The following is a 24,439-nucleotide window of genomic DNA, read 5'->3' on the forward strand; positions in this document are numbered from 1 at the left end:
GCCCCCCCCCCCCCCCCGGGGGGGCGGGGGGGGGGGGTTTGGGGGGGGGGGGGGGGGGGGGGGGGGGGCCCCCCACCCCCCCACAAGTCCTAGGTCCTCCGACCTCCTCCGGCGGGTCCGCGTCAATCAGTCAGGCGCCCGATGCCGCGCCGGGCCCCGGCCGGGCAGTCTGGTGGCCAACCCGCCGACAAGGAGCGCACGATGTCGTACTTCGATGGCATGCAGTACCCGGAGCCCCGCTATCACGGCGACAAGGGCGAGGTGAGCGCCTCCTTCCGCCCGGCGGACACGCCGCCGGACGTGTCCTCGCCCGGCGGGTCCACCAGCTACCTCGCCACGCAGGAGTCGACCGGCGGCGAATTCGGCCTCTACAAGGGCGTGTTGGGGCCGCGCTCGGCGGGCGCGAAGGAGCACTTCCACCGCGCGATGTCGGAGTCCTTCTACGTCCTGTCCGGCGAACTCGAGCTCTACGACGGCAACAAGTGGGTGACGGGCCGCGAGGGCGACTTCCTGTACGTGCCGGCCGGCGGTCTGCACGCCTTCAGGAACACGACCGACGACCCGGTGTCGATGCTCATGCTCTTCGCTCCGGGCGCCCCGCGCGAGGAGTACTTCGAGCGGGTCGCCGAGATGTCGCAGCGCGGCCCCGAGGAATTGAAGGAGTTCCGCGTCCGGCACGACAGCTATTTCGTGGAGGACTTCGACTTCGGGTCGGGGCGGGCGACGTAGCGTCGCCCCTCGCGCGCCCGCCGCGCAGGCCGTTCGGGGACGTGCCCACCGCTCGCGATCCGGGCCGGACGGCCTTCCGCGTTCGGGACCTTGGTCCCGGTTTGCCCGCATTGCCCCAGGCAGGACGACCGATGCGTCCGGCCCTTCGCCGGGCCCCGCCACCGACCGTCCAGCGGAAGCGACCGACCATGCTCAGCACCTCGTACGACCCGAAGACCCCGGCCTCCGGACACCACGGTGTCGCGGACCACCTCGCCGATCTCGCCGTCGCCGCCTTCACCCGCGAGATGTTCTTGACGCCGAAACCGGGGCTGCCGGACTGCCGGACCGCGCAGTCCCCCGCCAACACCGTGTTCTCCTCGCTCGTGGAGGCCGGGGTCGGGCTGCACGACGCGTTCCGTGCCGCCGCCGCGGCCGGGTCCGATCTGGACCGGCTGGCCAGGGCCTGCGACGACGCGCAGCGCCGGGTGCCCTAAGTCGCCTCCCTGAACGGTCTCGACGTCGCAGCCCGCTCGCTGTGCCTGCTGGCCGCGGCATGGGCCCGGGGCGCGCGGGACGCCGGGCACGCCTGCCGTCTCGCCCTGGACCTCGACGCGCACATCGAGCCCTCCGGGGACTTCCGCGACGGCTACCGGGCGCTCCCGACCGAGGTGAAGCGGCGCCATCTGACCACGGCCCTCGCCGTCCTGCCGACGCTGCGCGCGGCGCGCACGCGCGGCGTCCCCGAGGAGGTCGCCCAGCTCGACGCCCTGCTCACCCTGATCGCGTCGGTCGACGACGTCCGCGTGGAGCAGGACAGGGGCCCGCTGGCCGTCCGCCTGGTCCAGCAGGACGCCGCCGCGGTCCTCGCCGCGGGCGGCTGCGGCACCGACGAGGGGCGCCGACTGCTGGCCGAGCTCGACGAGGAGACGGTCCGGTACGGGATCTGCCCCGCGGCCAGCGGCGCACTGCTCACGGTGGTGCTGTTCCTCGACTCCGTCGACGAGCACCCGCTGCCGATCACGGCCTGAGGGAGCCACCGCTTGGCGTAGGCAGACTGGCCCGTTCCGCGTCGGCCACGGAGGCTGTGGAAACCGGGGAACAGCGCACAGGAGGAGGCCCGCCGCCCGCATGGACGCCACCTCGCAGGTGCCCGACGCCCACACCCACCTGGCGCTCCAGTCGATCCACGAACTCCTGCGGGCGCAGCGGCGGCGGATCAGGAAGCACTCCGAGTCGTACCGCACCGAGGGCGGACGCAAGCCGGAGACCGCGGTCTTCACCACGGACCTGCCGCCCGCGCCCTCGGGTCCTGAGATCCTCGACGCCCTCCCCTGGCCCGCGCTGCTCGTGGCCCCGCTGCGGGACGGCGAGGGGCAGGCGCGGGACGCCCTGTACGTCGCCCAGAACACGGCGTCCCGCGTCTACGCCGCCGAGCGGCTCCCCTCCGGCGGCCTGCCCCACTGGCAGGGCACGGTCTCGCTGTTCGAGCAGTTCCCCTCCCTGACCGCGACGGCGCTCCCCGGCATGCTGACCGACGCGCTGCGCGAACGCGCCCCGCAGGGGCCGACGTCGATCGAGTGGGTCGTGGGCACGACGCACGGTCCGGTACGGATCAACGATCAGGTGCGGGTCTCCCCCTGCGGCGAGCACCTGCTCATCACCTGGGACCGGGGCCACCGCCCACAGATGGCTGCCGCCGCCCAGAACCTGGTGCGCACTTGCTGGGCGGAGTGGAACCTGGGGGACGGCGGCGTCGACCCCTCCCGCGGATTCCGCCGCGTGCTGGGCCTGGACGGCCGCACCCCCATCCCCACCCTCGACGAGCTGGCCACGGCCGTGGCCCCGGAGAGCCTGCCCGATCTGTACCGGACGCTGTACGACGTGATCCTGCGCAAGCGGACGGGCAGCTGCGAACTGCGGCTGAACCAGGCGGGCCCCAAGGTGGTCCGGATGACCGCGGAGCCGGTGCGCATCGCCCCCGGCAGCCTGGTGTGGGCCCTGCGCGGCGTGCTCACCGACGTGACCGCCGAGCAGCGCCGCCGGGCGACCGCCGAGCGCGCGGAGCGCGAGGCGCGGCGCCAGCGCGAGCGCGCGGAGGCCGTCGCCGAGGTCGCCGGCGCCCTGCGCGAGGCGGTGCTCCCCCACTTCCAGGACGAGCTGGCCGCCTACGGCCTGGAGGCCACCGCCGTGTACCGGCCCGACGCCCGCGAGGCCGGGGTCGGCGGCGACTGGTACAAGGCGCGCAGGCTGCCGGGCGACCGGCTCCTCGTCGCGCTCGGCGACGCCCGCGGGCACGGCCTCGCCGCCGTCACCCTCATGGCGAAGCTCCGTTACGCGCTCGCGGGCCTCGCCTACACGGATCAGCGCGTCGAACAGCTCACGCAGTGGCTCAACGAACTCGCCTGCGCGGACGGCGACGAGTCCACCGCGACCGCGATCATCGCCCGCTACCACCCGGAGCAGGGCCTGCTGCGCTGGACCTGCGCGGGCCACCCGCGGCCGGTGCTGGTCCGCGACGGCCGGGCCCGCCAGCTCCAGGACCCCGACGGCGGCCCCGGACTCCCTCTCGGGGTGCTGCCCGGCGAGACGTACACGGTGGCCGACGAGGCACTGCGCGTGGGCGACATCGTCCTGATGTACTCCGACGGCCTGACCGAGCGCCGCGACAGCGACCCCGACCTGGACACGCAGCGCTTCCTGGAGGCCGCCGAGCAGTGCCTGCGCGGCACGTCCCCGTGCGCGGGACACGCGGCGCTCAACGCGTACGCGGAGCGGATCGTCGCCGAGCTCGACGGCCCGCACCGCTCCGACGACGCGACGCTGATGGTCCTGCGGCGCATCGACACCACGCCCTCGGCCCCCTGACGACCGCTCCGCACACACCTGTGACGGAAGCCCGGCACACCCCCTTAACGACCGCTCAGCACGCACGGCGTCGCAACGGCGGGCCGAGCCGACCAACGCCGGTTCACGCCGCGGGGGTTGTGGGCGGGCCGCGGGCCTTTTAACGTTCGATCAGTCCCTGGACCGGGTCCCCGCACAGGCCGCCACGGCCGGGGTGACCCGGGCCTCCGGCAGCCGTCGACGGGAGTCCCGCGTGTCCTTCGTGTCCGACGCAACCGACGCATCCGGTCCCACCGCACCGCCGAACCCCACGCCCGAGGCGTCCCTGCGCGCCGGCCGCCGGCTCTCGCTCGCCCACCAACTCGCCCGCCAGGCACGTCGTACGCCCTCCGCCCCGGCCCTGCGCCACGGCGACCGGGAGATCACGTACGGCGACCTCGACGCCCGGGTGAACCGGCTCGCGCGCGCCTACGCCGAGCGCGGCGTCGGCCCCGGCGACCGGGTCGCCGCGCTCACCACCAACCGGATCGAGACGGTGGAGGTCTGGTTCGCCGCGCTGCGGCTCGGGGCCATCGCCGTACCCATCAACTTCCGGCTGGTGCCCGCCGAAGTGGCGCACGTCATCGGCGACTGCACGCCGACCGTGTTCGTGGTCGACGAGCCGCTGGCACGACTCGGCCTGGAGGCGCGGCGGCTGGCCGGTACCGACTGCCGGGTGCTGCATCTCGGGGACGGCGAGGCCCCGGACGGCACGGAGAGCCTCGCCGCGGTCCGTGACGTGTACGACGCCGGTCCCGTCGAGGCCGACGTCGACGAGAACGATCCGGCGTTCCTGATGTACACCTCGGGCACCACGGGGCGCTCCAAGGGCGCCGTGCTCAGCCACCTCAACCTGGTCGTGAACACCCTGCACATGGTGGAGGTGCAGACACCGAAGTCCACCGACCGGACCCTGCTGAACATTCCGATGTTCCACATCGCGGGCGTCGACTCGGTCGTCGCGTCGATGCTCTACGGCACCTGCACCGTCATCGGCGCCACGGTCGGCTTCGACGCGGCGGAGACGGTCGAGCTGCTGGAGCGGGAGCGGATCACCGGCTGCTTCCTCGTGCCGAGCCAGTGGAAGGCGATCTGCGAGGTGCCGGGCATCAGGGACCGCAAGCTCGTGCTGAGCAGCCTCAGTTGGGGTGCGTCCGCCGCCCCGCCGTCCGTGCTGCACGCGATGAACGACACGTTCCCCGGCGTCGTCATCAGGAGCGCGTTCGGCCAGACCGAGATGGCGTCGGTGACCTGCTACCTCGACGGCGAGGACGCGGTGCGCAAGCTCGGCTCCGTCGGCAAGCCGGTGCGGCACGTGGACGCGCGGATCGTGGACGAGGAGATGCGGGACGTGCCGGTGGGCGAGGTCGGCGAGATCGTCTACCGGGGCGGCAACCTCATGCTCGGCTACTGGAACAACCCGGAGGCCACGGCCGCCGCCTTCGAGGGCGGCTGGTTCCACTCCGGCGACCTGTGCCGGATGGACGACGAGGGCTACATCTACGTCGTCGACCGCAAGAAGGACATGATCATCTCGGGCGGCGAGAACATCTACTCCGCCGAGGTCGAGGCGGCCGTCGACCAGCACCCGAAGGTCGCGGAGGTGGCCGTCGTCGGCGTGCCGCACCCGCAGTGGGTGGAGACACCGCGCGCCTACGTGGTGCCCAAGGACCCCGCCGACCCGCCCACCGAGGACGAGATCATCGACCACTGCCGCGCGCTGCTCGCCTCGTACAAGAAGCCCACCTCGGTCGTCGTGATCGACGCGCTGCCCCGCAACGCCGCGGGCAAGGTGCTCAAAGTGCGGCTGCGGGACGCCGCCCGCGACTGACCGGACTCCCCCGAAGCGCCCCCGACTGGACGGATCCGCATGCCTGAAGCGACCCACGAAGACCTGACCGAACTGCGCGCCCGGATGGCCGCCTTCATCGACGACGAGGTGATCCCCGCCGAGAAGGCACTGGCCGGCCGCACCCCCGAGGCCCGCGCCGCGCTCGCCGCCCTTCAGGAGCGGGCGAAGAAGCTCGACCTGTGGATCCTCGGCCACCCGGCCGAACTCGGCGGCAAGGGACTTCCGTTGTACGAGTTCGCGCTCATCAACGAGATCATCGGGCGCTCCGAGTACGGCCAGTTGGCGGTCGGCACGTACACCATGCAGGACTCGATCATGCTGGACCTGTACGCGTCGGCGGCGCAGCGCGAGCGCTGGCTGCGTCCGCTGGTGAACGCGGAGATCAGCCCGAGCGTCGGACTCACCGAGCCGGAGGTGGCGGGCTCCGATCCGACCCGGATCGCGACGACGGCCGTGCTCGACGGCGACGAGTGGGTCATCAACGGCCACAAGTGGTTCACCACGGGGGCCAGTCGCGCCGCGTTCACCACGGTCTTCGCCCGGACCGACGAGGACGCCGCGAGCCCGCACGCCGCCGTCTCCGCGATCATCGTCCCGGCCGGCACCCCGGGCCTGGAGATCTCCCGCGTCCTGGAGACGATGGGTGACACCGAGGGCGACCACTGCGAACTGCGCCTGACCGATGTCCGGGTCCCCGCCGACCACCTCCTCGGCGAGCGCGGCGAGGGCTTCACCATCGCGCAGCGCCGCCTGGGCCCCGGCCGCATCTTCCACTGCATGCGCTGGCTCGGGCAGGCGCAGCGTGCCTTCGAGTTGATGGTCGAGCGGGCCAACACCCGTTACGCGCACGGTTCGTTGCTCGCGGAGAAGGGCGAGATCCGGCGCTACGTCGCCGAGTCGGCCGCCGAGATCCAGGCCGCCCGGCTGATGACGCTGGACGCGGCGCGCCGCTACGACCAGGACGGGCAGGCCCGCCTGGAGATCAGCATGGTGAAGTTCTGGGGCGCGCAGGTGCTGCACAACGTCGTCGACCGGGCCATCCAGGTGCACGGCGCGCTGGGCGTCACCGCGGACACGCCACTGGAGGGCATGTACCGGCGGGCCCGGTACGCGCGCATCTACGACGGGCCCGACGAGGTGCACCGGATGGTCGTCGCGCGCAAGCTGCTCGCCGACGTGAGCAAGGCGCCGTGGGCGGGGCTGCCCGCGTGAGCGAGCCGCTGCGGGAGGAACTTCGGGCGCGCCTGGCCGAGTTGTGGGGCGGACCCGTGACCGTCGAGGGCTGGCGGCGTCTTTCCGGGGGCGCGAGCCGGGACACCTGGGCCCTGGACGCGGTGCCGGAGGGCGGCGCCGCCCGTCCGCTGATCCTGCGCTGCGACCCGCCGGTCAAGCCGAGCCCCGAGGTAATGGCGCGGGAGGCCGCGGTGCTCGCGGCAGCCGAGAAGGCCGGGGTGCCCGTGCCCGGCCTCCTCGACCACGGCGCGCTGCTGGGCCGCGCGCATCTGCTGATGGAGCGGGTCGAGGGCGAGACGATCCCGCGCCGGCTGCTGCGGGACGCGCGGTTCGCGGCCGTGCGCCCGGGGCTTGCGCGCGAGCTCGGCCGGATCCTCGCGCGGATCCACGCCATCCCCGTGGCGTCGGTGCCGCAGCTCGAACACGTCGATGTGATGGACCAGTTGAACGGTCTCTACCAGGAGCTTGACGACTCGCGCCCGGCCCTCGAACTCGCCTTCCGGTGGCTCGCCGAGCACCGGCCGCGGGCCACACGACCGCCCCGCGTCGTGCACGGCGACTTCCGCAACGGCAACCTCATGATCGACGAGACGGGCGTGCGCGCCGTCCTCGACTGGGAGCTGACCCACATCGGCGATCCCGTCGAGGACCTGGGCTGGCTGTGCGTGAAGGCCTGGCGGTTCGGTTCGGCCGAGCCGGTGGGCGGATTCGGCCCGCGCGAGGAACTCCTCGCCGGGTACGCCGAGATCGCCGGGACCCGCCCGGGCGAGGACGACCTGCACTGGTGGGAGGTGTACGGCACGCTCCGCTGGGCGGTGCTGTGCCGCATGCAGGCCGAGCGCTTCCTGTCCGGCGCCGAACAGAGCGTCGAGTACGCCGTGTTGGGCCGCAAGGTGTGCGAGCAGGAGTACGACGTGCTGCTCGCGCTCGGCATCACCGAACCCCGCGCGGTGCCCGACGTCCTGGCCGGCCGCGACGACACTGCCGCCGCTCCCCCGCACGACCGGCCCGGCGCCGACGCGCTGCTGCGGTCCGTCCAGACCTTCCTCACCGAGGAGACGGCGGGCGACCCCCGGTTGCGCTTCCTGTCGAAGGTGGCGGCGAACGCCGTGGCCGTCGCCCGCCGCGAGGCGCTGCTCGCGCCGTCCCAGGCCGCGGCCCACGCCCGCCGCCTGGCAGCGCTCGGTCTCGCCGACGACCGCGCCCTCGCCGACGCGCTGCGCGAGGGCACCGTGCGGCCCGGCGACCCGGCGGTGCTCGACGCCGTACGAGGCGGTGTCACGGACCGGCTCGCGGTCGCCAACCCGGCGTACGCGACGCAGCCGGCGCGGTGACCGCCACCCCGAACCCGTAGGAACGAGAACCGAGGGAGCACGCGCATGACCAGCTCAACGACCGCCGCCGACACGGGCCGGCGGGTGACGGTCACCGTGACCGACGGCGTCGCCGACGTCCGGCTCGACCGGCCCGACAAGCGCAACGCGCTCGACCCGGCCATGTTCGAGGCGCTCGTCGCCACGGGCGAGCGGCTGAAGACCGAGGAGGGCGTCCGGGCCGTGGTCCTTTCCGGTGCGGGGCCGGACTTCTGTGCCGGGCTCGACTTCACCTCCTTCGAGGCGATGCGGGACGGGCAGCGGCTGTCCGGGCTCACCGCGCTGCCGCCGTCGGACGGGCCCGCGCAGGCGGCCGGGCAGCGGGCCGCGCACGTCTGGGCCGAACTGCCGATGCCGGTGATCGCGGCGCTGCGCGGCAACGCGCTCGGCGGCGGCCTCCAGGTCGCGCTCGGTGCGGACATCCGCATCGTGGCGCCGGATGCCCGGCTGAGCGTGTTCGAGGTGGCGTGGGGGCTCGTCCCCGACATGACGGGCACGCAGCTGCTGCCCGAGCTGGTGGGCCGTGACGTGGCGAAGGAACTGACCTTCACCGCCCGGATCGTGGGCGGCGAGGAGGCCGCGCGCATCGGCCTGGCCACGTACACGGCGGACGATCCGCTGGCCGCCGCGCTGGAGACGGCGGGCCGGATCGCGGCGCAGAGCCCGCACGCCGTCCGCGCGTCCAAGCGGCTCCTCGACCTCGCGGGCCGCACCGACCTCGCGACCGGCTTCGCCGAGGAGCAGAAGGAGATCGGCGCGCTCATCGGCAGCCCGAACCAGGTCGAGGCGGTCGCCGCCCGCTTCGGCAAGCGGGCGCCCCGCTTCACCGACATCTGACTCCCGTACCGCACCGAGAACCTGGGGACCATCGCATGACGGAACAGCACGACTTCACGGAGATCCGGTTCCGGATCGCCGACCACATCGCCACCATCACCCTGCACCGGCCGGACCGGCTGAACGCCTTCACCCACACCATGGCCGCCGAACTCATCGCCGCGTTCGACGCCACCGACGCCGACGACGACGTGCGGGCCGTGGTCCTGACCGGTTCGGGGCGCGGCTTCTGCGCGGGCGCGGACCTGGCGGGCGGCGCCGCCACCTTCGACCACGACGCCGTCGGCCGGGCCGGCGGGCGCACCGACTTCGGCACCATCGACGGGGTGCCGCGCGACGGCGGCGGGTGTGTGGCGCTGCGCATCGCGGCGAGCGTGAAACCCGTGATCGTGGCGGTCAACGGGCCCGCGGTGGGCGTCGGTTCGACGATGACGCTGCCCGCCGACATCCGGATCGCCGCCGAGTCGGCCCGCTTCGGCTTCGTCTTCGCGCGCCGCGGCCTGGTGCCGGAGGCGGCATCGAGCTGGTTCCTGCCACGGATCGTGGGGATCTCGCAGGCGATGGAGTGGGTGGCGACCGGCCGGGTCTTCGACGCGGCGGAGGCCCTCGCCGGCCGTCTGGTCTCGCGCGTGGTCCCGGACGGCGAACTGCTGCCGGCCGCGTACGCGCTGGCCGCGGAGATCGCCGAGAACACCTCCGCCGTCTCCGTCGCCCACTCGCGCCGCCTGATGTGGTCGATGCTCGGCGCGGCCTCTCCGTGGGACGCGCACCGGCTCGACTCGGCGGCCATCTTCAAGCTCGGCCAGGGCCCGGACGCCGCCGAGGGCGTCATGTCGTTCCTGGAGAAGCGCCCGGCCAAGTTCCCCGCCACGCTCGCCGACCACGCGGACACCCTGCCGTCGTGGCCCGACGCCCCCGAGGACGTGCGATGAGCGCGGCAGACCTGTTCGACCTCACCGGCCATGTCGCCCTCGTCACCGGCGGCAACTCCGGCATCGGCCTCGGCATGGCCCACGGCCTCGCCGAGGCAGGCGCGGACGTGTGCGTCTGGGGCACGAACACCGAGCGCAACGCGGCGGCGGCAGGGGATCTCGCCAAGCACGGTACGCGGGTGACCGCGATCCGCTGCGACGTGGGCGACGAGGACGCGGTCACGGCGGGCTTCGCCGAGACGCTGGAGCGGTTCGGACGGGTCGACTCGTGCTTCGCCAACGCGGGGATCAACGGCACCATCACCCCGTTCACGGAGCTGAGCCTGGCCGACTTCCGGCGGGTGATGCGGGTGAACCTGGAGGGTGCCTTCCTCACCCTGCGCGCCGCCGCCGCGCACATGGTGGAGCGCGGGGGCGGCGGCGTCCTCGTCGGCACCTCCAGCCTTTCCTCGGTGCAGGGCAGCCCGCGCAACGAGGCGTACGCGGCGAGCAAGGCGGCGCTCACCTCACTGATCCAGGGCTGCGCCGTGGAGTTCGCCCGGCACGGCATCAACGCCCATTCCCTGCACGTGGGTTGGGTGGAGACGCCGCTGGCCTCGGCCACGCTGCACAACGAGACCTTCGAGCGCAACGTCATGAAACGCATGCCGCAGCGCCGCTGGGGCGACCCGGCCGACTTCGCCCGGCTCGCCGTGTATCTGGCCGGCGGTGCGGGCGGCTTCCAGACCGGGGACACGATCGCGATCGACGGCGCGTACTCGATCTTCTGAGCCGCCGGTGGGTGCCGGGAGGGCGGCCGGGGCCGCCCTCTACGGACCGCCGAGCTCGCCCACCGCCTCGTACGCCGCCTGGCTCTGCCTCAGCACCTGCCGCTCCAGTTCCTCGACCGGTAGTTCGTTCTCGCCCATCACCCCGGCCGCGAAACGGGCCGCGACACCGGCGCCGATGCACGCCGAGCGCCAGCGGGAGAACGCCACGTAGTAGGGCAGCCGGGAGACGTCGAGGCCGGACGCCTTCGCGTAGGCGTCGATCAGTTCGGCGCGGGTGCAGAAGCCGGGGGCCGCGCTCGGGCCCGCCGTCGTGGGTGGGACCGTATCGCCCGGCTGTTCCCAGGTGGAGACGAGCCAGCCGAGGTCCGCCAACGGGTCGCCCAGTGTGGCCAGTTCCCAGTCGAAGACGGCGACCACGGTGCCGTCGGGGGCGAAGGACAGGTTGCCCGGGCGGAAGTCGCCGTGCACGATGCCCGTCGACTGCGCGGGCACCCGGGCGAGCAGTGCGTCGTGGACCGTGTCGAGGAGGGCCAGGTCGGGGGCGCCGGAGCGGTGCACCTGGCGCCGCCAGCGGTGCAGTTGACGCTCGACGTAGCCGCGCGGGCGGGCCATGTCGCCGAGCCCGACGTCGGCGGGATCGAGGCGGTGCAGGGACGCGAGGACCTCCACCAGGCTCGCGCCCGCCCGGCGCCGGGCGTCCCGCGGCCAGTGCGCGACGGCGTCGCGGTCCGCGCCCACCGTGCCCTCGACGAAGTCCATGACGTAGAACTCGGCCCCGCTCACCGAGGTGTCGGCGCAGTAGGCGAGCGGTTCGGGCACCGGTACCTCGGTGGGCGCCAGGGCGGTCAGGAAGCGCCACTCGCGGCTCATGTCGTGCGCGGTGCTGAGGACTCCGCCGGTCGGCGGCCTGCGCAGCGCCCGGACGGTGCCGCTCGCGTCGGTCACCCGGTAGGTGAGGTTCGAGCGGCCACCGGAGACCAGGTCGAAGGTGAGCGGTGGGGCGATGCCGGGGACGTGCGCGGCGAGCCAGGCGTCGACCGCGGGCCCGACGCCGCTCGTCACGCCGGTCCCGACTGCGCGTACCGGGCCTTGAGTTTCCCCTTGACCAGCTTGCCCGTCGGCGTGCGCGGCAGTTCGTCCACGAAATCGACGCTGCGGGGCGCCTTGTAGTGCGCGATCCGCTCACGTACGTAGGCGATCAGGCGCTCCTCCAGGTCGGGGCCCGGTGTCACGCCGGGTGCGGGCTGCGCCACCGCCTTGACCGCCTCGCCCATCTCCGGGTCGGGGACGCCGATCACCGCGACGTCGGTGATGTCGGGGTGGAGGGCGAGGACGTTCTCGATCTCCTGCGGGTAGATGTTCACCCCGCCCGAGATGATCATGAAGGTCTTGCGGTCGGTGAGGAAGAGATAGCCGTCCTCGTCGAGATGGCCGACGTCGCCGAGCGTCACCCAGTCCGTGTGCTCCGGGTGCTGTGCGCCCTTGGTCTTGTCGGGGTCGCCGAGGTACTCGAAGGAGCCGTCGCCCTCCCGGGCGAAGTAGACGGTGCCGGTCTCCCCCGCGGGCAGCACGCGACCCTCGTCGTCGCAGATCCTCGGCTGACCGAGGATGGGCCGGCCGACCGAGCCCGGTTTCGTGTGCCACTCCTCGGAGGTGATCAGCGTCATGCCGATGCCCTCGGTCGCGGAGTAGTACTCGTACAGCTTCGGCCCCCACCAGTCGATCATCGCCCGCTTGACGTCCGGCGGGCAGGGCGCCGCGGCGTGCACGACGACCTTGTGGCTGGACAGGTCGTAGGCGGTGCGGACCTTCTCGGGCAGCCGCAGCAGGCGGATGAAGTGGGTCGGCACCCACTGGCTGTGCGTGATGCCGTAGCGCTCGATGGCGCGCAGCGCGTCCTCGGGGTCGAAGCGCTCCATCATGACGACGGTGCCGCCGAGCGCGTGCACGGAGGCGCCGTAGCGCAGCGGCGCCGCGTGGTAGACGGGCGCGGGCGACAGATACACGGCGTGTTCGTCGAAGCCGTAGAACAGGCGCAGGAGTTCGACGAGTGTGTCGCCCGGCTCGTCGACCTGGCGGTCGGGCAGCTCGGGGCGGATGCCCTTGGGGCGGCCGGTGGTGCCGGAGGAGTAGAGCAGGTCGGCGCCGCGCGGCTGGTCGGCGGGCGGCTCGGCGGACGCCCCCGCGAGCGCGGCCGCGTAGTCCTCGTAGCCGTCGACGGCCCCGCCGTAGGCGAGCCGCACGCGCACGCTCGCGGGGATCTGGCCCGCGACCTCCCGTGCCAGCTCCGCCAGGGCGTCCGAGACGACCAGGGCGGCGGCGCCGGAGTCGCTCACGATGTACGCGATCTCGGCTGCGGACAGGTGGTGGTTGACGAGGGTGATGTAGAGGCCGGAGCGGACCGCCGCCCAGTAGACCTCGTACGCGTGGATCGAGTTGTCGGTGAGCAGGGCGACCACGTCACCGCGGCGCAGACCCGCCTCACGGAACACCTGGGCGAGCCGGATGGAGCGTTCGTCCAGCTCCCCGTACGTCAACTGTTCGCCGGTCGACGCCATGACGACGGCGGGGCGCTGCGGAGACTGAAGGGCATGGGCACCTGGATACACGGGACGCCTTTCGCATGGACGTGAACGCCGGTGGCCGTGGACTCTTTCTAAGTCACCCCGCGAGGCGGCAGCAAGACGTACGACGCGATGAATTGATCGTTCGTTCAGGGCGGGGGTGCCCTGTTCAACTCCCGTCGACCCGCTGGGAGTCGGCCGCCGTCCAGCGACGGAAGGCCCGCATGAAGCTCGACGGCTCCGAGTAGCCGAGCCGGTGCGCCAGCTCGGCGGCGGACAGCCTTTCGTGGCGCAGACCGTCCTGGACGAGGGTGAGCCGTACGTCGTCGAGCAGGCGCCGGTAGGTGGTGCCCTCGGCGGCGAGCTTGCGGCGCAGGGTGCGCGAGGTGATGTTCATGCGGCGCGCGATGTGCTCGATGCCGGGGTCGGGGCCGCCGCCCGCCAGCAGGTGCCGGCGCACCGTGCGGGCCGCGCCGCTGCCGCTCGCCCGCTGGGCCACGAGGCGCTCGCACAGCTCCTGGCAGATCTGCGCGGTGTGCGGATTCCCGTGCGGCAGCGGGCTGTCGAGGAAGTCGTGGTCGTAGACGAGGGCCGTGGTTCCGGCGCCGTAGCGGACCGGCGCGTCCAGCACGGTGGCGTGCGCGGCGCCCGGCGGCTCGGGGAAGGCGAGGTCGACGCGGCGCAGCGGGACGGCGGGGCCGCCCGCGAACACCTGGCGGCCGAGGACGATGTTGGCCGCGCAGTCCCGTTCGACGAGGAAGCGCCGTACGTCGGCGGGGATGCGGCCGCCGTCCATGCGGTGCAGCACGTCCCCCGCCGCGTCCACCACCGCGCTGTGCCGGGCGAAGCCGAAGGTCAGCGCCGAGTACCGCAGCCCGCACCGGAACACCTCGCGCATCGTCGGCGCGCTCAGCAGCGCGTACCCGAACAGGCCGAACGTGGTGACGTGGTAGCGGGCCCCGACCTCGATGCCGAGCCCCGGACGGTCCCCGAGTCCGCGCAGCAGATTGCGCACGACGGCGATCTCCTGCGAGGCCTCGACGAGGTGGTGCGGGTCGCCGAGCGCGGCCGCGTCGATGCCCGAGCCCGCGAGGCAGTCGGCCGCGCCCAGGCCGCGTTCCGCGGCGAAGTCGAGCAGCAGGACGACGCCCGAGGCGGCGCGCGGAAAGTCCCAGTCGGTGAATCCCTCGGCGATGACCTCCGGCTGCGCGGCAGCCGTGTCCACCGACACGGTCATGACCGGCCCTCCGTTTCCCGCCGTCACGCTGCCAACGCCCGCATCCGTCAGGGGAGTTCATGACAGCACGGCGATCTCGGCGGCCACAACCCGGCTGCGTGTCCGAATCTGTCCCGGCGTTGTCCGCTTTGGTCATGGAGGCGCTCGGGTGCACCGCCATAGCTTGAGGCCAGTGTGTCCGGCCCTGTCCGGCCGTCCGGAGTTCGTGACGAGGGCGCGGTCGGGCGCGGCCGTGTTGCCGAAGCAGGGAGGACGCGCATGCAGACCAAGGGAGCCCTGCTCCACAAGCCCGGCGAGGACTGGACGGTCGAGCCGATCGAGATCGGCGACCCGATCGCGGGCGAGGTGCAACTGCGCCTGGCCGCTTCGGGGTTGTGCCACTCGGACGAACACTTCCGCGTCGGCGCCAGCCTCGCCGCCACCTATCCGCTGCTCGGCGGGCACGAGGGTGCGGGCGTGGTGACGAAGGTCGGCCCCGGCGTCACCGGTGTCGAGGAGGGCGACCACGCGATCCTCGGCTTCATCCCGGCCTGCGGCGTGTGCCGCCCCTGTTCGCAGGGCCTGCAGAACCTGTGCGACCAGGGCGCCAACCTGCTCACCGGACAGTCCATCGCCGACAACACCTTCCGCACACGCACCGCGGGCGGCGACCCGGTCACACCGATGTGCCTGCTGGGCACGTTCGCTCCGTACGTGACCGTGAACCAGTCGTCCGTCATCAAGATCGAGAAGGATGTGCCGCTGGAGACGGCCGCACTGCTCGGCTGCGGCGTCTCCACGGGCTGGGGCTCCGCCGTCTCCATCGGCGACACCCGCCCGGGAGACACCGTCGTGGTCGTCGGGGTCGGCGGCATCGGCATCAACGCGGTGCAGGGCGCCGCGGCGGCCGGCGCGCGGTTCGTGGTCGCGGTCGACCCGGTCGAGTTCAAACGGGACAAGGCACGGGAGTTCGGCGCCACGCACACCTTCGCCTCCATGGAGGAGGCCGAGGGGCCGGTCACCGAGCTGACCTGGGGCGCGAAGGCGCACACCGTCATCCTGACGGTCGGTGAACTCCAGGGCGACCAGCTGGCCCCGGCGCTCGCGATGACCGCCAAGGGCGGCCAGGTCATCGCGACGGCCCTCGCGGACATGCAGCAGATCGACGCCAAGGTCAGCCTGTTCGATCTGACGCTGATGCAGAAGCGGATCCAGGGCGCCATCTTCGGCGGCATCAGCCCGCGCACCCAGATTCCGCGCCTCCTTGAGCAGTACCGTGCCGGGCTGCTCAAGCTGGACGAACTCACCACGCGGACCTACCGCCTGGAGGAGATCAACCAGGGCTACCAGGACATGCGGGACGGCAAGAACCTGCGCGGCGTGGTCCGCTACACCGACGCCGACTACTGAGCCGCCCCAGGGCCGATGCGGGCGGGCCGGGACCGGTCCGCCCGCTCCCCATCCACCCCCGCTCCCCACCCACGTACCGCTCACCTCTGAGGGAACCCGCAGATGCCCGACACCAGCAAGCTCTACATCGGCGGCCGTTGGGTCGCATCGGCAGGACCGGGAACCATCGACGTCATCAGCTCCAGTACCGAGGAGGTCGTCGGCGCTGTCCCGGACGGGGTGCCCGCCGACGTCGACCTGGCGGTCACGGCAGCCCGCGAGGCGTTCCCCGGCTGGTGGGACACGCCGGTCGAGCAGCGGGCGAAGTATCTGGAGGAGATCGCGGGCGGCCTGATGGCGCGCGCCGACGAGCTCGCCGCGCTGATCTCCTCGGAGATGGGCGCGCCGCTGTCCTTCGCCAAGGCGATCCAGGTGCCGCTGCCGGTCAACAGCTTCACGCAGGCCGCGGCGGTCGCCCGCACCTTCGCGTTCGAGCGCGAGGAGGGCAGCACGACGATCGTGCGCGAGCCGTACGGCGTCGTCGGCGCGATCACCCCGTGGAACTATCCGCTGCACCAGATCGCCGCGAAGGTCGCCTACGCGCTCGCCGCGGGCAACACCGTCGTCGTCAAGCCCAGTGAGGTCGCGCCGCTGAACGCGTGGGTGCTCGCCGAGATCATCGACGGGGCGGGGCTGCCGCCGGGCGTCTTCAACCTGGTGAGCGGCACGGGCCCGGTGGTCGGTGAGGCCATCGCCGCGCACCCAGGCATCGACGTCGTCTCTTTCACCGGCTCGACGCGCGCGGGCAAGCGCGTGGCGCAGCTCGCCGCCGACACGGTCAAGAAGGTGGCGCTCGAACTGGGCGGCAAGAGCCCCAACGTGCTGCTTCCCGACACCGACTTCGGGGCGGCGATCCCGCAGGCCGTCCAGGCCGCGATGATCAACTCCGGTCAGACCTGCTCCGCCCTCACCCGCCTCCTGGTGCCGCGCGAACGCCTCCCGGAGGCCGAGGAGCTGGCCCGTACGATCGTCGAGTCGATCACGGTCGGCACCCCCGGCGACGAGAAGACCGTGCTCGGCCCGCTCGTCTCCGCGACCCAACTGGAGCGCGTGCGCGGCTACATCGACCGGGGTGTGGCCGAGGGCGCCCGCCTGGTGACGGGTGGCAGCGACCCGGTCCCTGGCCTGGCCGCCGGCTACTACGTCAGGCCGACCGTGTTCTCCGACGTCACCACCGACATGGTGATCCACAAGGAGGAGATCTTCGGCCCGGTCCTGTCCATCGAGCCGTACGAGGACGAGGACGACGCCGCCCGCATCGCCAACGACACCCCCTACGGCCTGGCCGGCGGCGTGTGGTCCGCCGACCCCGACCGGGCGCGTGCCTTCGCCCGCCGCATCCGCTCGGGCCAAGTACAGGTCAATGACGGTCAGTTCAACCCGAACGCGCCGTTCGGCGGTTACAAGCAGTCCGGCATCGGTCGCGAGTACGGCAGCCACGGCCTGGAGGAGTTCCTGGAGGTCAAGGCGATCCAGCACTGAGGAGCCGGCGCCGAGGACGGGAGGCGGCGGGGCGGGACCTGGGAACTCACAGGCCACCCCGCTCGCTCACCATCCGGGCCACCTCCCGGAGCTTGATGTTGTGGTCCTGCGAGTAGCGGCGCAGCACGGCGAACGCGTCCGCCTCGCTGAGGTCGTGGCCGGCCATCAGGATGCCCATCGCCTCGCCGATGACGTGGCGGGTCTCCACGGCGCGGTGCAGGGAGGCGTGGTCGCGGGCGCTGGAGAAGGCCACGGCGGCGTGCGAGGCGAGGAGCCAGCCGGCGGTCTCGCTGGCCTCCGTGAACACGCCGGGCTCGGTGGAGTAGAGGTTGAGGGCGCCGAGGCCGTCCTCCTCGTCGGTGTAGAGCAGGAAGCCCATCATGCTGCCGATGCCGAGCGCGTGGGCGCGCGGGGCGTAGGAGCGCCAGCGTGTCGACTCGGTCGAGAGGTCCTTGATGCGGAACACGGGATGCCCGGTGCGGGCCGCGTCGAAGCACGGCCCCTCGTGGACGCGCCCCTGGAGCCGGTCGCTCTCGACGACGAGGTCGTCGGTGGCGGCCAGCGTGTCCACCTGCCCGTTGCGCAGCATGAGGATGCCCGCCGCGTCGCAGCCCTCGACCTGGTCGACCGCCCAGGTGGTGATCTTGCGCAGCGTCGCGTCCACGGACTCCTGGGCCAGTAGCTCGCGCGCCATGGACGCCATGTTCAGGGCGAACTCGCGCCATTCCATGCCGCGCTCCTCGACGTAGGGGTGTGTGCGTTCCTTGCGATGGCGCAAGCCTCCCATGCCCGCCCCGGCCGGAACCCACCGAGGCCGGGACGGGCGGGCGCTGGGGTGCCTCAGCCGCTCGTGGCCGAGGTGTTGGTGACCGGGAGCTTACTCTCCGCTCCCGACACATAGAGGTCCCGCGGGGCCGTGCGCAGCACGAACGTGCTGTCGTCGCGGTCGACCCGCACGGACATCACGAAGAAGCCGTCGTGCTCGGTGGTCGTCCTGACGTCGTACTGGCTCTCCCAGTACGTCTGCAGAAAGACCTCGGTGTCGTAGGGGTCGACTCCCTCGGGCGTGGTGACGCGGCCCTGGACGGTGAGGATGTCGCCCGCCTTCACCTTCCGCCTGTTGACCTGGTAGCTGACGGAGCTGGCCCGGGTCTCCACTCCCACGGTGGTGTCCGCGTAGTAGCCGTCCTGCGGAGTGTCGAGGTCGCCGTCCTCGTCGTAGCTGGCCGAGATCTCCACCTCGTGCTCGGCGTTGAGCAGGCTGCTGCCGCCGACGTGGTCGATGTCGACGTTCTTGACGGTGAACGTCCCGTCGGCGTCGCTCACCGGCGTACCCAGGTCACGCGGCTCGTAGTAGTTCGGGTCGATCGGGTCGCCCCAGGGGTTCCAGGTGGTGTAGCGGACGACCTCCTCGACGGTGACGGGGATGTTCGGGGCCGGGGTGCCGTCGGCCTTGGTGACGGTGCCGGTGACGTCCACGCGGCGGTCGTCGTAGTCGGTGCTGGTCGGGTTGGTGGTCACGTGCAGGACGTAGGCGTCGCCGGGGGCGGCGTCCGCGCTCTGCGCCGCGGCGGCGGGCGCGGACAGGACGCCCGCGGCGAGCAGCAGCGCCGCGAGGGCGGTCGGCCGCTTCGGAAGGGTGTTTCCGGACACGGTTCAACTCCAAGTGCGGTCAGTTCATGAGGAGTTGCACCGGGCGGTACCGGTCCCGCCGCGGCGCGCGTGTGTGCATCACACACGGTTCGATGGACGGGGCGGGGCGGGAGTTGCCCGCGGTACGGGCGCCGTTACACGGCTGTGGCGAGGGACCGTTTTGCCCCGTTTCCGCGTTCACCTGGATGTCGCTCGCGGGACACACCCATGGCGTCGCTACAGGCCCAGGTCGCCGAGGCCCGGGTGGTCGTCGGGGCGGCGGCCAGGCGGCCAGTGGAACTTTCGGTCCGACTCGGCGATCGGCAGGTCGTTGATGGAGGCGTGGCGCCTGCGCATCAGGCCGTTGTCGTCGAACTCCCAGTTCTCGTTGCCGTACGCGCGCTTCCAGTGGCCCGCGCCGTCGTGGCACTCGTACGCGAAGCGGACCGCGATGCGGTGGCCGTCGAACGCCCACAGTTCCTTGATCAGCCGGTAGTCGAGCTCCTGGTCCCACTTGCGGGTGAGGAAGGCGACGATCTCGGCGCGCCCCTCGGGGAACTCGGCGCGATTGCGCCACCGGCTGTCGGGCGTGTAGGCGAGCGCGACGCGCTGCGGGTCCCGGGTGTTCCAGGCGTCCTCCGCAAGGCGCACCTTCCGCACGGCCGTCTCGCGCGTGAACGGCGGAAGCGGCGGACGCGCGGCGGCGGCCTCGGGCGCGGGGGCGATGTGGTCGGTCATGGTGTGACTCCTCCCCCGTCGAACCGCTGGCGCAACACCCTCTTGAGGAGCTTGCCGCTGGGGTTGCGCGGCAGTTCGTCCACGAAGTGCACATGGCGGGGCTTCTTGTAGGAGGCGATGCGTTCGCGGGTGAAGGCGACGAGGTCGTCGGCGCCGACCGGGGCGGCGTCCTGGCGCAGGACCACCGCCGCGGTGACCGCCTCGCCCCAGCGCTCGTCGAGGGTGCCGAAGACCGCCACGTCCAGGACGGCCGAATGCTCGGCGAGCACCGATTCGACCTCGATCGGGTACACGTTCTCACCGCCCGTGATGATCATGTCCTTGATGCGGTCGGTGATGAACAGGTACCCGTCCTTGTCGAGATAGCCCGCGTCGCCCGACCGCAGCCAGCCGTCGGCCGTGAACAGTTCGGTTGTCTCCTTGGGGCGCTTCCAGTAACCGGGGGTGACGTGCCGGGAGCGGGTGAGGATCTCGCCGACGGTGCCGGGCGGGACGTGCTCCCCCGTGGCCGGATCGGCGATCGCCACGTCGATCCCGGGGCGGGTGTTGCCCGCCGAGCGCAGGAGCGTCGTGCCGGGCCCCTCCAGGGCGTGGTCCTCGGGCAGCAGCCGGGTCACGGAGCCGGCGGACTCGGTCTGCCCGTACTTCTGCATGAAGCGGCAGCCGAACACCTCCATGGAGCGCCGCAGCAGGGCGGGGGTGATGGGCGAGGCCCCGTAGACGATGGTGTGCAGCGCGGAGAAGTCGTGCTTGCGCACGTCAGGGAGCGCCGTGAGCAGGTGGAGCACGGCGGGCACGAAGAAGGAGTGCGTGACGCGGTGGCGCTCCAACAGCTCGATGATCTTGTGCGGTTCGAGGTCGGGCAGCGCCACCGAACGGGCCCCGGTGCACAGCGCGAGGATCAGCCAGCCGGTGCCCGCGATGTGGAACACGGGCATCGCGTAGAGGCCGACGGACTCCTGCGACCAGCCCGCCTCGGCGAGCTGTTCCTCGTCGGCGCTGACGTTGCCCAAGGTCAGCTGGACGCCCTTGGGCAGTCCGGTGGTGCCGGAGGTGTAGAGCTGGAGGAAGACGGTGTCCTGCGCGCCGCCGCCCGGGTCGGCCGCGGGCCTGGCCCGCAGCCACGGTTCGTAGGCGTACTCGTCCGGGCCCGCCGCGCCGTCCGTGACCAGCGGGATGCCGGACAGGGCGGTACGCACGGCGCGGGCGCCCGGCAGGAACTCGGCCTGGGCGAGGATCGCGCCCAGCTCGGCGTCCTCGGCGACGGCCGTCAACTCGCGTTCGCTGAGCCGCCAGTTGAGCGGCGTCGCCACGAGGCCGGCCTTGGCACACGCCACCAGCAGCTCGGCGGACAGCAGCCCCGGCCGCACCAGATAGCCCACGTGCGTACCGGCCTCGAGACCGGCGGCGAGCAGGGCCTGGGCGGCGCGGTTGCTGCGTGCGTCGAGCCCGGACCAGGTGAGGGTCCGCTCTCCTTCCACCAGGGCCACCGCGTCGGGGCGTTCGGCGGCGTGCCGGCGTACGGCGTCAGGCAGGTACGGGCCCATGGGGTCCCTTCCGTCCGGGTTCCTCGACGACTTGCGGGGCCGCGTTCTCAGACCAGTTCGAGCACCGTCGCGTTGGCCATGCCGCCGCCCTCGCACATGGATTGCAGGCCGTAGCGGATGCCGTTGTCCTTCATGTGGTGCACCAGCGTGGTCATGAGGCGGGCGCCGGAGCCGCCGAGCGGGTGGCCGAGGGCCATGGCGCCGCCGTTGGGGTTCAGGCGGGCGTAGTCGGCGCCGGTCTGGCGCTGCCAGCCGAGGGAGACGGAGGCGAAGGCCTCGTTGATCTCGTACGCGCCGATCTCGTCGAGCGAGAGGCCCGAGCGTTGCAACACCTTGGCGGTGGCCGGGATCGGGCCCTTGAGCATGGTGATCGGATCGACGCCGGTGACGGTTCCGGTGTGGAAGCGGGCCAGCGGCGTCCAGCCGTTGCGGGCGGCCACCTCGGAGGTGGTGACGAGCAGGGCGGCGGCGCCGTCGGAGATCTGCGAGGCGTTGCCCGCGGAGATGACGCCGTCCTCCTTGAACGGTGTCTTCAGGCCGGCCAGCTTCTCGACCGTGGTGCCGCGCCGTACGCCCTCGTCGGTGTCGAAGAGGGTGCCGTCGGCGAGGGGGACCGGGGTGATCTGGTTCTTGAAGCGGCCCTCGTCGATGGCGCGGGCGGCCTTCTCGTGCGAGTCGGCGGCGTGCTGGTCGAGTTCGGTGCGCGTGAGCCCGAACTCCTCGGCGATCATCTCGGCGCCGACGCCCTGGTTGAAGACGACGTGGTCGTAGCGCTCGCCGACAAGCGGGCCGAACGGCTTGCCGGCCGCGCCGCCCGCCCGCGAGGAGCCCATCGGCACGCGGGACATCGACTCGACGCCGCCCGCGATGGCGATGTCGTACTGCCCGGCGATGACCCCGGCGGCCGCCTGGTGGACGGACTGCTGCGAGGAGCCGCACTGCCGGTCGATGGTCAGGCCCGGCACGGACTCGGGCCAGCCCGCGGCGAGCACCGCAAAGCGACCGACGCCGCCGGCCTGCTCGCCGACCTGGGACACACAGCCCCAGATGACGTCGTCGACGGTGGCCGGGTCGAGGCGGTTGCGCTCGGCGAGGGCCTTCAGGACGTGGGCGGAGAGGTCGACGGGGTGGATGCCGGAGAGCGCGCCGCCCGGCTTGCCCTTGCCGACGGGGGTGCGTAGGGCATCGACGATGACTGCGTCACGCATGGGAACTCCTCAACGTGGTGGCGGGGTGGACGCGGTTGGTTCGTGGCCTACTTGGGGGCCATGCGGATCGCGCCGTCGAGGCGGATGGTCTCGCCGTTGAGCATCGGGTTGGTGACGATCGAGTCGACCATGTGCGCGTACTCGGCGGGCTGCCCGAGGCGGGCCGGGTGCGGGACCTGGGCGCCGAGCGAGTCCTTGGCCTCCTGCGGAAGCCGGCCGAGCAGCGGGGTCTCGAAGAGTCCGGGCGCGACGGTCATCACGCGGATGTTCATGCGCGCGAGGTCGCGGGCGATCGGCAGGGTCATGCCGACGATGCCGCCCTTGGACGCCGAGTACGCGCACTGGCCGATCTGCCCGTCGAACGCGGCCACGGAGGCGGTGTTGACGATGACGCCGCGCTCGCCCTCGACCGGTTCGTTGCCGGTCATGGCCTGGGCGGCGAGGCGGATGACGTTGAAGGTGCCGATCAGGTTGATCTCGACGACCTTGCGGAAGGTGTCGAGGACGTACGGGCCCTCCTTGCCGACGGTGCGCCCGGCGGAGCCGATGCCCGCGCAGTTCACGGCGACCCGCAGCGGGGCGAGCGCGACGGCGGCCTCGACGGCGGCGGTGGCGTCGGCCTCGCTGGTGACATCACCGGCGACGAAGGTGGCGCCGAGCTCCTTGGCCACGTTCTCGCCGTCGGAGGTGGGCAGGTCGAAGATGACGACCTTGGCGCCCGTGGCGGCGAGCCGCTCGGCGGTGGCACGGCCGAGGCCGGAGGCGCCACCGGTGATCAGGGCGGAGGACTGGGCGTCGAGCTGCATGGCAGGTCCCTTCTGGGGGCCGGGGTGGGAGGGGGTCAGAGGCCGAGCGACTTGGCGATGATGGTCTTCATGACCTCGTTGGTGCCGCCGTAGATCCGCGAGACGCGGGTGTCGGCGTACAGGCGGGCGATCGGGTACTCGGTGACGTAGCCGTAACCGCCGTGCAGCTGGAGGCACTTGTCGATGACGCGGCCCGCGACCTCGGTGCAGAACAGCTTGGCCTTGGCGGCGTCGGCGACGGACAGCTCGCCCTCGTCGTGCAGTTCGAGCGCCCGGTCGGCCATCAGCTGCGCGGCCTCGACCTCGGTGGCGCACTCGGCGAGCACGAACTTGGTGTTCTGGAAGTGGGCGACGGGCTTGCCGAAGACCGTGCGCTCCTTCACGTAGTCGGTGGCGAAGCGCAGCGCCGCGGCGGCCGTGCCCGAGCCGCCGAGGGCGATCATCAGGCGTTCCTGGGCGAGGTTGTGGGACAGGTAGGAGAAGCCCTTGCCCTCCTCCCCCAGCAGGTTCTCGGCGGGCACCTTGACATCGACGAAGGCGAGTTCGGCGGTGTCGGAGGCCTTGAGGCCGATCTTCTGGAGCTTGCGGCCGACGGAGAAGCCCTCGCTCGCCGACTCCACGACGAGGATGGACAGGCCGCCGCGGCGGTCCTCGGGGTCGTAGGGCGCGGTGCGGGCGACGACGAGGACCAGGTCGGCGAGGGCGCCGCCGGTGATGAAGGTCTTGGCGCCGTTGAGGACGTAGTGCGTGCCGTCGGCGGAGCGTTCGGCCTTCGTCTGGATGTTGGCGAGGTCGGAGCCGGTGCCGGGCTCGGTCATCGCGATGGCCGTCATGAGGTCGCCGGAGACGAAGCCGGGCAGCCAGCGCTCCTTCTGCTCCTGCGTGGCGTACCGCATCAGGTACGGCAGGATCAGGTTCGAGTGCACCGAGTAGTTGCCGAAGGTGACTCCGGCGCGGGTCGTCTCCTCGACGGCCACCGCCGCGAACTTCAGGCTGGCCTCGCCCGCGCCGCCGAACTCCTCGGGCACCTGGATGCCCAGCACGCCCAGCTCGCCGAGCCTTCGGTAGAAGTCGCGCGGCGGGTGCCCCTGTTCCTCCCACTCCTGGTGGACGGGGGTGACTTCCTTGGCGATGAAGTCCCGCAGCATCCGGCGGAACGCCTCATGGTCCTCGTTGAACAGCGTACGGCGCACAACGGCCCCTTCT

General features: G+C 72.4%; 22 protein-coding genes. 12 read left to right on the forward strand and 10 right to left on the reverse strand.

The annotated features are described in order from the left end of the window. The first annotated feature begins 201 nt into the window (after nucleotides 1-201). The 10 genes from ACIA8D_RS28295 to ACIA8D_RS28340 all read left to right on the forward strand — a co-directional run bounded on the left by ACIA8D_RS28295 (nucleotide 202) and on the right by ACIA8D_RS28340 (nucleotide 10,591). Complete coding sequence (locus tag ACIA8D_RS28295) at nucleotides 202-729, forward strand: cupin domain-containing protein (protein ID WP_399236621.1); 528 nt, start codon at nucleotides 202-204, stop codon at nucleotides 727-729. 188 nt (nucleotides 730-917) lie between these two features. Then, a complete protein-coding gene (locus tag ACIA8D_RS28300) occupies nucleotides 918-1,205 on the forward strand; it encodes a hypothetical protein (RefSeq protein WP_399236622.1) in 288 nt (95 codons plus the stop codon). Between the two features lie 174 nt (nucleotides 1,206-1,379). Continuing rightward, nucleotides 1,380-1,739, forward strand: a complete 360-nt coding sequence (locus ACIA8D_RS28305; RefSeq protein ID WP_399236623.1) for a triphosphoribosyl-dephospho-CoA synthase — start codon at nucleotides 1,380-1,382, stop codon at nucleotides 1,737-1,739. 100 nt (nucleotides 1,740-1,839) lie between these two features. Beyond that, a complete protein-coding gene (locus tag ACIA8D_RS28310) occupies nucleotides 1,840-3,576 on the forward strand; it encodes a PP2C family protein-serine/threonine phosphatase (protein ID WP_399236625.1) in 1,737 nt (578 codons plus the stop codon). Nucleotides 3,577-3,817: 241 nt separating this feature from the next. After that, nucleotides 3,818-5,425 (forward strand): AMP-binding protein, encoded by a 1,608-nt coding sequence (locus ACIA8D_RS28315; RefSeq protein WP_399236626.1) that lies wholly within the window; start codon nucleotides 3,818-3,820, stop codon nucleotides 5,423-5,425. Between the two features lie 39 nt (nucleotides 5,426-5,464). Further along, nucleotides 5,465-6,658, forward strand: coding sequence for an acyl-CoA dehydrogenase family protein (locus ACIA8D_RS28320; RefSeq protein WP_399236628.1), 1,194 nt, complete (start codon nucleotides 5,465-5,467; stop codon nucleotides 6,656-6,658). Continuing rightward, a complete protein-coding gene (locus ACIA8D_RS28325; RefSeq protein WP_399236629.1) occupies nucleotides 6,655-8,013 on the forward strand; it encodes a phosphotransferase in 1,359 nt (452 codons plus the stop codon). Before ACIA8D_RS28320 ends, ACIA8D_RS28325 begins: the two co-directional genes overlap by 4 nt. 45 nt (nucleotides 8,014-8,058) lie before the next feature. Beyond that, entirely contained in the window at nucleotides 8,059-8,889 is an 831-nt protein-coding gene (locus tag ACIA8D_RS28330) for a crotonase/enoyl-CoA hydratase family protein (protein ID WP_399236631.1), read from the forward strand. Nucleotides 8,890-8,924: 35 nt separating this feature from the next. Further along, complete coding sequence (locus ACIA8D_RS28335; protein ID WP_399236633.1) at nucleotides 8,925-9,821, forward strand: enoyl-CoA hydratase-related protein; 897 nt, start codon at nucleotides 8,925-8,927, stop codon at nucleotides 9,819-9,821. Further along, nucleotides 9,818-10,591 (forward strand): SDR family NAD(P)-dependent oxidoreductase, encoded by a 774-nt coding sequence (locus ACIA8D_RS28340; protein WP_399236635.1) that lies wholly within the window; start codon nucleotides 9,818-9,820, stop codon nucleotides 10,589-10,591. The genes ACIA8D_RS28335 and ACIA8D_RS28340 overlap by 4 nt, the downstream gene beginning before the upstream one ends. Nucleotides 10,592-10,630: 39 nt before the next feature. Here ACIA8D_RS28340 and ACIA8D_RS28345 read toward each other — a convergent pair whose 3' ends face one another. From ACIA8D_RS28345 to ACIA8D_RS28355, 3 genes are all read right to left on the reverse strand, one after another. Continuing rightward, nucleotides 10,631-11,653 (reverse strand): phosphotransferase family protein, encoded by a 1,023-nt coding sequence (locus tag ACIA8D_RS28345; RefSeq protein ID WP_399236636.1) that lies wholly within the window; start codon nucleotides 11,651-11,653, stop codon nucleotides 10,631-10,633. Next, nucleotides 11,650-13,200, reverse strand: a complete 1,551-nt coding sequence (locus tag ACIA8D_RS28350) for an acyl-CoA synthetase (protein ID WP_399236637.1) — start codon at nucleotides 13,198-13,200, stop codon at nucleotides 11,650-11,652. The genes ACIA8D_RS28345 and ACIA8D_RS28350 overlap by 4 nt, the downstream gene beginning before the upstream one ends. Nucleotides 13,201-13,324: 124 nt before the next feature. Beyond that, entirely contained in the window at nucleotides 13,325-14,392 is a 1,068-nt protein-coding gene (locus tag ACIA8D_RS28355; protein WP_399236638.1) for an AraC family transcriptional regulator, read from the reverse strand. 258 nt (nucleotides 14,393-14,650) lie between these two features. Here ACIA8D_RS28355 and ACIA8D_RS28360 point away from each other — a divergent pair, with 258 nt between their 5' ends. Continuing rightward, complete coding sequence (locus ACIA8D_RS28360) at nucleotides 14,651-15,781, forward strand: NDMA-dependent alcohol dehydrogenase (protein ID WP_399236639.1); 1,131 nt, start codon at nucleotides 14,651-14,653, stop codon at nucleotides 15,779-15,781. Nucleotides 15,782-15,883: 102 nt separating this feature from the next. After that, on the forward strand, nucleotides 15,884-17,302 hold the full coding sequence (locus tag ACIA8D_RS28365) for an aldehyde dehydrogenase family protein (RefSeq protein WP_399236640.1): 1,419 nt from the start codon (nucleotides 15,884-15,886) through the stop codon (nucleotides 17,300-17,302). A 46-nt stretch (nucleotides 17,303-17,348) separates the two neighbouring features. Here ACIA8D_RS28365 and ACIA8D_RS28370 read toward each other — a convergent pair whose 3' ends face one another. From ACIA8D_RS28370 to ACIA8D_RS28400, 7 genes are all read right to left on the reverse strand, one after another. After that, complete coding sequence (locus tag ACIA8D_RS28370) at nucleotides 17,349-18,032, reverse strand: GAF and ANTAR domain-containing protein (protein WP_399236642.1); 684 nt, start codon at nucleotides 18,030-18,032, stop codon at nucleotides 17,349-17,351. A gap of 110 nt (nucleotides 18,033-18,142) precedes the next feature. After that, nucleotides 18,143-18,955: an acyl carrier protein gene (locus ACIA8D_RS28375; RefSeq protein WP_399236644.1), complete on the reverse strand. Its 813-nt coding sequence runs from the start codon at nucleotides 18,953-18,955 to the stop codon at nucleotides 18,143-18,145. Nucleotides 18,956-19,171: 216 nt separating this feature from the next. Continuing rightward, on the reverse strand, nucleotides 19,172-19,672 hold the full coding sequence (locus ACIA8D_RS28380; RefSeq protein ID WP_399236646.1) for a DUF1348 family protein: 501 nt from the start codon (nucleotides 19,670-19,672) through the stop codon (nucleotides 19,172-19,174). Continuing rightward, complete coding sequence (locus ACIA8D_RS28385) at nucleotides 19,669-21,219, reverse strand: long-chain-fatty-acid--CoA ligase (RefSeq protein WP_399236648.1); 1,551 nt, start codon at nucleotides 21,217-21,219, stop codon at nucleotides 19,669-19,671. Before ACIA8D_RS28385 ends, ACIA8D_RS28380 begins: the two co-directional genes overlap by 4 nt. A 47-nt stretch (nucleotides 21,220-21,266) precedes the next feature. Further along, nucleotides 21,267-22,427 (reverse strand): thiolase family protein, encoded by a 1,161-nt coding sequence (locus ACIA8D_RS28390; protein ID WP_399236649.1) that lies wholly within the window; start codon nucleotides 22,425-22,427, stop codon nucleotides 21,267-21,269. A gap of 47 nt (nucleotides 22,428-22,474) precedes the next feature. After that, nucleotides 22,475-23,233, reverse strand: coding sequence for a 3-hydroxyacyl-CoA dehydrogenase (locus ACIA8D_RS28395; RefSeq protein ID WP_399236650.1), 759 nt, complete (start codon nucleotides 23,231-23,233; stop codon nucleotides 22,475-22,477). A 35-nt stretch (nucleotides 23,234-23,268) separates the two neighbouring features. Further along, complete coding sequence (locus ACIA8D_RS28400; RefSeq protein ID WP_399236652.1) at nucleotides 23,269-24,426, reverse strand: acyl-CoA dehydrogenase family protein; 1,158 nt, start codon at nucleotides 24,424-24,426, stop codon at nucleotides 23,269-23,271. Nucleotides 24,427-24,439 lie beyond the last annotated feature (13 nt).

It is taken from the genome of Streptomyces sp. NPDC051684, from assembly GCF_044453445.1.
GTDB lineage: Bacteria > Actinomycetota > Actinomycetes > Streptomycetales > Streptomycetaceae > Streptomyces.

Excerpts from the sequence above, each read along its gene's own strand:
- ACIA8D_RS28380 (WP_399236646.1), bottom strand. The coding sequence starts at position 19,672 with ATGACCGACCACATCGCCCCCGCGCCCGAGGCCGCCGCCGCGCGTCCG.
- ACIA8D_RS28385 (WP_399236648.1), bottom strand. The coding sequence starts at position 21,219 with ATGGGCCCGTACCTGCCTGACGCCGTACGCCGGCACGCCGCCGAACGC.
- ACIA8D_RS28360 (WP_399236639.1), top strand. The coding sequence starts at position 14,651 with ATGCAGACCAAGGGAGCCCTGCTCCACAAGCCCGGCGAGGACTGGACG.
- ACIA8D_RS28335 (WP_399236633.1), top strand. The coding sequence starts at position 8,925 with ATGACGGAACAGCACGACTTCACGGAGATCCGGTTCCGGATCGCCGAC.
- ACIA8D_RS28395 (WP_399236650.1), bottom strand. The coding sequence starts at position 23,233 with ATGCAGCTCGACGCCCAGTCCTCCGCCCTGATCACCGGTGGCGCCTCC.
- ACIA8D_RS28365 (WP_399236640.1), top strand. The coding sequence starts at position 15,884 with ATGCCCGACACCAGCAAGCTCTACATCGGCGGCCGTTGGGTCGCATCG.
- ACIA8D_RS28355 (WP_399236638.1), bottom strand. The coding sequence starts at position 14,392 with ATGACCGTGTCGGTGGACACGGCTGCCGCGCAGCCGGAGGTCATCGCC.
- ACIA8D_RS28370 (WP_399236642.1), bottom strand. The coding sequence starts at position 18,032 with ATGGAATGGCGCGAGTTCGCCCTGAACATGGCGTCCATGGCGCGCGAG.
- ACIA8D_RS28340 (WP_399236635.1), top strand. The coding sequence starts at position 9,818 with ATGAGCGCGGCAGACCTGTTCGACCTCACCGGCCATGTCGCCCTCGTC.
- ACIA8D_RS28330 (WP_399236631.1), top strand. The coding sequence starts at position 8,059 with ATGACCAGCTCAACGACCGCCGCCGACACGGGCCGGCGGGTGACGGTC.
- ACIA8D_RS28300 (WP_399236622.1), top strand. The coding sequence starts at position 918 with ATGCTCAGCACCTCGTACGACCCGAAGACCCCGGCCTCCGGACACCAC.
- ACIA8D_RS28320 (WP_399236628.1), top strand. The coding sequence starts at position 5,465 with ATGCCTGAAGCGACCCACGAAGACCTGACCGAACTGCGCGCCCGGATG.
- ACIA8D_RS28310 (WP_399236625.1), top strand. The coding sequence starts at position 1,840 with ATGGACGCCACCTCGCAGGTGCCCGACGCCCACACCCACCTGGCGCTC.
- ACIA8D_RS28390 (WP_399236649.1), bottom strand. The coding sequence starts at position 22,427 with ATGCGTGACGCAGTCATCGTCGATGCCCTACGCACCCCCGTCGGCAAG.
- ACIA8D_RS28295 (WP_399236621.1), top strand. The coding sequence starts at position 202 with ATGTCGTACTTCGATGGCATGCAGTACCCGGAGCCCCGCTATCACGGC.